Source organism: uncultured Thiodictyon sp., from assembly GCF_903828115.1.
Taxonomy (GTDB): Bacteria; Pseudomonadota; Gammaproteobacteria; order Chromatiales; family Chromatiaceae; genus Thiodictyon.
Genome location: NZ_CAIKKU010000133.1, coordinates 1 through 4,344, shown reverse-complemented (window position 1 = coordinate 4,344; position 4,344 = coordinate 1). Strand labels below are relative to the sequence as shown.

At 65.5% G+C, this 4,344-nt stretch carries 4 protein-coding genes and 2 pseudogenes; 5 read left to right on the top strand and 1 reads right to left on the bottom strand.

Features of this window, described 5'->3' with window-relative positions; genetic code table 11:
• Positions 1-116, top strand: a pseudogene (locus QZY48_RS05110) (IS200/IS605 family transposase); the annotation flags it as partial.
• 454 nt (positions 117-570) lie between these two features.
• Positions 571-1,539, top strand: a complete 969-nt coding sequence (locus tag QZY48_RS05105; RefSeq protein WP_295428595.1) for a glycosyltransferase family 87 protein — start codon at positions 571-573, stop codon at positions 1,537-1,539.
• Between the two features lies 1 nt (position 1,540).
• On the opposite strand, the pseudogene QZY48_RS05100 reads toward QZY48_RS05105, so the two are convergent.
• Positions 1,541-1,636, bottom strand: a pseudogene (locus tag QZY48_RS05100) (hypothetical protein); the annotation flags it as partial.
• Positions 1,637-2,022: 386 nt separating this feature from the next.
• On the opposite strand from QZY48_RS05100, the gene QZY48_RS05095 reads away from it, so the two are divergent.
• From QZY48_RS05095 to QZY48_RS05085, 3 genes are all read left to right on the top strand, one after another.
• A complete protein-coding gene (locus QZY48_RS05095) occupies positions 2,023-2,616 on the top strand; it encodes a 2-oxoacid:acceptor oxidoreductase family protein (protein ID WP_295428594.1) in 594 nt (197 codons plus the stop codon).
• A complete protein-coding gene (locus tag QZY48_RS05090; RefSeq protein ID WP_295428592.1) occupies positions 2,600-3,853 on the top strand; it encodes a transketolase C-terminal domain-containing protein in 1,254 nt (417 codons plus the stop codon). The genes QZY48_RS05095 and QZY48_RS05090 overlap by 17 nt, the downstream gene beginning before the upstream one ends.
• Positions 3,854-3,867: 14 nt before the next feature.
• A partial coding sequence (locus tag QZY48_RS05085) for a thiamine pyrophosphate-dependent enzyme (protein ID WP_295428590.1) occupies positions 3,868-4,344 on the top strand: 477 nt, incomplete at its 3' end.

The window sequence follows — 4,344 nt, the reverse complement described above, 5'->3', positions numbered from 1 at the left end:
GGGCTCGGGGGTATTTCGTCTCGACGGTGGGTCGGGACGAGGGCACGATCCGAGAGTACATCAAGAACCAAGAGCAGGAGGATACGCGTCTCGAACAGCTCAACCTCTGGGGCTGATTCGCCACCTTTAGGTGGCCCAAGAACCGCGGGGCCGCGTTAGCGACCCCGTAGCCGCTTCGAGCGGCTCACGAATGAAAGCCCCCGGCTTTGCCGGGGGATGGTTACTATGAGATCACTGAAGCGCGGCTCCGACGGATCACCCTAACCCTTGGCGTTGGGTTATTGTTGGGCGTCTTCTTCTACTGGAGTTTCCTACTTTCCTGACGTTTCCGGCTTTTCCAGGGAGGGTACCAGAGGGGCGGGGGTTACGCTGGGGGGATTTTCGAGGGATTTGCGCAGATCCAGCCAAACCCAGCCAAGACTCCCGGCCTCAAGTGCCTGGCCCTGGACAGCTCTCAGAACCCGGAAACGTCAGAGGCAATGTCTGGGGCGACCACGACCGCTTCTATTTCTATCATTGTGCCGATCTGCGTTAGCAAACCTGGTAGCCAAACGACGACGGAGAGCCCTCATGCTGCGTGAACGAATCAGGACGGGCGACTGGGTCGACTCTAGCCGGTTGCGGGTCTATCCGCTGATCTATCTCGGTGTATCACTGGTGATTATGGTGGCAGCGGTCGCCCTGGGTCATGGCCAGAGTGCATTCTTGTCGGCGGCCCTGCTGGGTTGGGGCTTGATCCTGCTGCCGCGTCGTCCCTGGTTGGCTGGGGCACTGATGGGTGTGCTGCTCTATAAACCGCAACTGGGGTTGCTGCTGCCCGTGGCCTTGCTGGCGGCGGGAAACCGGCGGGCACTGATCGGGTCCGGGCTGTCTGCGGTCGTCCTTTCGGCTTTGAGCTATGCGCTATTCGGGGCCGAGGTTTGGGCGGCCTTTTTCGCCAAGTCAGAATATTCCCGCCTGGTACTGGAGCAAGGCCTGGTGCCCTGGCATAAGATGATCAGCGGATTCGCCGCCGCGCGGATGCTGGGCGCTTCGGTCGGACTCGCCTGGGCCCTGCAGGCACTGGTCAGCCTGACGGCGGCAGCGGCGGTCTGGCAGGTGTGGCGGGGGCCGGCGCCCCAGCCGGCCAAGGCTGCAGCACTGGCCGCCGGGACCCTGCTGGCCGCCCCTCTTGCCCTGGATTACGATGCCACCCTGTTGGGTCTGGCCCTGGCCGCGCTCGCGGCCGAGGGACTGCGGCGGGGCTTCCTGGATTGGGAGATCAGCACCTTGGCGGCGGTGTGGATGATGCCCTTGTTCTGGCGCCCGCTGGCCCAGACCACAGATATCCCGTTGGGGGTGGTGACAGTAATGCTGCTGTTCTGGCTGGCGGTACGGCGGGCATGGATTGCGGGCCGACAGACATGGCCTCCCGGAGCAGTGTCGGGATCCAACGAACACAATCAGGTGGGTCGGGAGCCTTGGCTGCTGCTGGGCAGCCGTCCGTCGCGCCCTGCGCGAGCCCCTGCTCCTCGTTTTCCGACCTGTCGATGGCCGTGACGAACATGACCGGAATCGCCCGGGGCGCCGGATTGGCGCGCAGGCGCCCGAGCACCTCGTAGCCGTCCATGTCGGGCATCGTCACGTCGAGCAGGATCAGGTCGGGCGCCTGGTCCGCGGTCGCGCGCAGCGCCCGCGCGCCGGATGTTGGCCGCGCACACGCGGTACAAGGGGCAGCAGTAACTCACTGAGCAAACCCATGTGTTACGCATGGTAAGCCAGGATCACGATGGTCTGCTGGCGGGCCGGACCGGGTGCCTGCTCATCCCGGCCGCGTGCGTTGATGGCCTGCCTGCCATGCTGGTGGGCGCCGCCCGGCAGGCCCCGGCGTCTGGTGGATCAGTGGTCGATGGGGTCAGTGTGGCCCGGGACCGGTTCGGGTGCTGGGTACGCCCCGAAAATTTTTTGGTGCAAGGTCGGTGCGACTGTTACATAGTGCGGGGCATAATTGCGTACCACAAACAAGACAGAGGGGACACGATCATGATGTTTCAGGTCCGCATCCACGGCCGCGGGGGCCAAGGCTGCGTTACAGGCGCGGAGATGTTGTCCATCGCCGCCTTTCTCGAAGGTAAGCACGCCCAGGCGTTTCCGAGCTTCGGCTCCGAGCGCACCGGCGCGCCCGTGGTGGCATTTTGCCGCATTTCCGACCGGGAAATCCGGCTGCGTGAGCCCATCATGCAGCCCGACGGGCTCATCATCCAGGACCCCACCCTGCTCCACCAGGTGGATGTGTTCAGCGGGTTGCGCCCGGACGGCTTTGTCCTCATCAACTCCAAGAAAAATTTCGACGACCTCGACATCAGCGAGCGCTTCCCCGGCTGGCACCACGCGCACCTGTGTACGGTCCCGGCCACCGAGATTGCGATGGAGCACATCGGGCGCCCGCTGCCCAATGCCATCCTGCTCGCCGGCTTCGCGGCCATGAGCGGGGCCGTCTCGCTGGACTCGGTCCACGCGGCGATCAGGGACAAGTTTTCCGGCAAGGTGGCGTCCGGTAACATCTCCGCCGCCAGTGCGGCCTACGATTTCGTGAAAAAAGAGAAGGAGGATTACGACCGTGCTGAAGCAATGTGAAGGCTCCCACGCGGTCGCCGCGACCGTGGCCCTGTGCCGGCCCGAGGTCATCTGCGCCTACCCGATCTCACCCCAGACCCACATTGTCGAGGGCCTGAGCGAGATGGTCCGTGACGGGACCCTGCAACACTGTGAGTTCATCAACGTCGAGTCGGAATTCGCCGCCATGTCGGTCGCCATCGGCTCCTCGGCCACCGGCGCCCGCTCCTACACCGCCACCGCGAGCCAGGGCCTGCTGTTCATGGCCGAGGCGGTGTGGAATGCCTCCGGGCTCGGCCTGCCGATCGTGATGACGCTCGCCAACCGCGCCATCGGCGCCCCGATCAACATCTGGAACGACCACACCGACGCAATGTCCATGCGCGATGCGGGCTGGCTCCAGCTCTTTGCCGAGAACAACCAGGAGGCGGCCGACCTGCACATCCAGGCCTTCCGCCTGGCCGAGGAACTCTCGCTGCCGATCATGGTGTGCATGGATGGCTTCATCCTCACCCATGCCTACGAGGGCGTGGATATCCCCACCCAGGCGCAGGTGGACGCCTATCTGCCGCCTTATGAGCCGCGGCAGGTGCTCGATCCGCATGATCCGGTCTCCATCGGGGCCATGGTGGGCCCGGAGGCCTTCACCGAGGTGCGCTATCTGGCGCACGCCAAGCAGATGCAGGCCCTGGAACTGATCCCGCAGTTGGCCGAGGAGTTCCAGGCGCAGTTCGGGCGTGATTCGGGCGGGCTCATCCGCACCTATCGCACCGAGGACGCGCAGACTGTGGTGGTGGCCCTGGGCTCGGTCCTGGGCACCATCAAGGACACCATCGACGACCTGCGCGAGGAGGGACACAAGATCGGCGTGCTCGGCATCACCTCCTTCCGCCCCTTCCCGACCGCCGCGATCGGTGAGGCGGTGAGGGATTGCGAGCGCGTGGTGGTGGTGGAGAAGAGCTTCGCGGTGGGCGTCGGCGGCATCGTCTCGCGCGACGTGCGCACCGCGATGCGCAACCATCCGCACCCGATCTATGCGGTGATCGCGGGGCTCGGGGGGCGGGCCATCACCAAGGACTCGCTGCACCAACTGTTCCTCACGGCGATGGATGACAAGCTCGAGGCACTGACCTTCCTCGATCTGGACTGGAACGCGGTGAACCGAGAGCTCGAGCGCGAGCGCATCACCCGCCGCTCCGGCCCGATCGCCGAAAACCTGCTGCGCGACCTGGGTGTCGTGGCAGCCCGCGTCGGTTGAGTGAGGCACCCACCATGACAGCAACCACCGTCAAGTTTTACCAGACCGGCACCCATACCGTCGGCAACCGTCTGCTCGACCCCGAACTGCGCTCCGTGCAGGCGGACATGCGGCGCACCAACTCGCTGAACTCGGGCCATCGCGCCTGTCAGGGGTGCGGCGAGGCGCTCGGCGCACGCTACGCGATCGACGCCGCCATGCAGGCGACCGACAACCAGTTGATCGCGGCCAACGCCACCGGCTGTCTGGAGGTCTTCTCGACCCCCTATCCCGAGACCTCCTGGCAGATCCCCTGGATCCACTCGCTGTTCGGCAATACCGCGGCGGTCGCCACCGGGATCGCCGCGGCGCTGCGGGTGAAGGGGCGCACCGAGGTGCGCGTGGTCGCCCAGGGCGGCGACGGCGGCACCACCGACATCGGCTTCGGCTGCCTGTCGGGCATGTTCGAGCGCAACGACGACGTGCTCTACATCTGCTACGACAACGGCGGC